The organism is Endozoicomonas numazuensis, from assembly GCF_000722635.1.
Taxonomy (GTDB): Bacteria; Pseudomonadota; Gammaproteobacteria; order Pseudomonadales; family Endozoicomonadaceae; genus Endozoicomonas_A; species Endozoicomonas_A numazuensis.
On sequence record NZ_JOKH01000004.1, the window covers coordinates 504250 to 505524 of the forward strand.

Here is a 1275-nt window from a genome sequence, read left to right on the forward strand (position 1 = left end):
CAGAAGAGCTAACCACCACCATCGTTACCGTCGAAGTTGGCTGCAAGGTTGGTTGTTCGGTAAAAGTGAGCTCAGGCCGCTCTCCCAGAGAATAGAGTTCAAGGTCGCTTTGCCTGTTGCCTACCGCCAGCCAGATGCCATTGGGGTGAAAGGCGAGAGAAAACACCTCACTCATATTGTTTGCCATTGTCAGGGTATCGAGCCGGGTCTGGTTAGCCGCCTCATACAGGTGAACCCTGGGGCCTTCGGCCACCACATAATGTTCACCACCGGGGTGGTACAAGACAACGCGGGCGTCCGCATCAAATGTCATGTTTTGAATCAGGGTAAAATGACCCTCAGCCTCCCTGTGCCAGAGGCGTGCCCGACCATCGGCACCGCCAGAAAGCAGCCGGGCGCCATCGGGGCTAAAGCTAAGGCCCCGCACGAAACTACTGTGCGCCGTCATATTAACGTAGCTGATGTCACTGAGGTGGGTGAGGTTATGCACCCGGATCTCGCCACCCCCGTCACCCGAAGCCAGCCATGGCCCTTGGCTGTCCAGTGCATACACGTCACTGGGGAATGCGCCCGGCAAGGGTAGCTGATGTCACTGAGGTGGGTGAGGTTATGCACCCGGATCTCGCCACCCCCGTCACCCGAAGCCAGCCATGGCCCTTGGCTGTCCAGTGCAAACACATCACTGGGGAATGCTCCCGGCAAGGGGATACCGACCGTTTTGTTCGCCGGGTTTATCAGTGATAGCTGGCCTCCGTGACCGTATGCTAACCAGGTATCATCCAGAATGAAGGTGTGAGCGCGAATATCTGCTAAATCTGCAAAATCTAAACGGTATTGCTCCATTAAGTCGCCCTCATCGGTTGAGGCCAGAAAGGAGTGTAAAAACGCTATATTACTACTCAGTGCTACACAGCCCCCCCCCGAACAGATACTTGCCGTCAGTAACGTAGCTGATAGCAAATGTTGATGTCTAATCCGATGAATGTTTTTCTGGGCAGAGGTGAGCGCACTGGTATTGAAGTGCTGAACAAATGTTTGTGAATGGCCAATTACTGTGATCCCTGTCATCACCAACTCAGAACCGCCCAGTATAAAGCGGAGCGCTGTCACCCAAACTGGCGACCCATAGGTTCTGCCTTCTTCATCCAGCTCCATCAACTCAGTGGAATTGAACTTTATCGCCGGGCCGGGAATAAACCCCAGCCTTTCTGGCGCGCCACTGCCTTCGGTTATCCCGTGGCTGATGCTGGCCAGAACGCCCAGCATCAGTCCGGC

Annotated in this window: 2 protein-coding genes; both read right to left on the bottom strand. The window is 55.0% G+C overall.

Features of this window, described 5'->3' with window-relative positions; all coding sequences use genetic code 11:
* Positions 1-427: WD40 repeat domain-containing protein (locus GZ78_RS18905; protein ID WP_201772758.1), on the bottom strand; the 427-nt coding region annotated here is incomplete at its 3' end.
* A 17-nt stretch (positions 428-444) separates the two neighbouring features.
* The coding region (locus tag GZ78_RS18910) for a hypothetical protein (protein WP_034839472.1) at positions 445-1275 on the bottom strand (831 nt) is incomplete at its 5' end.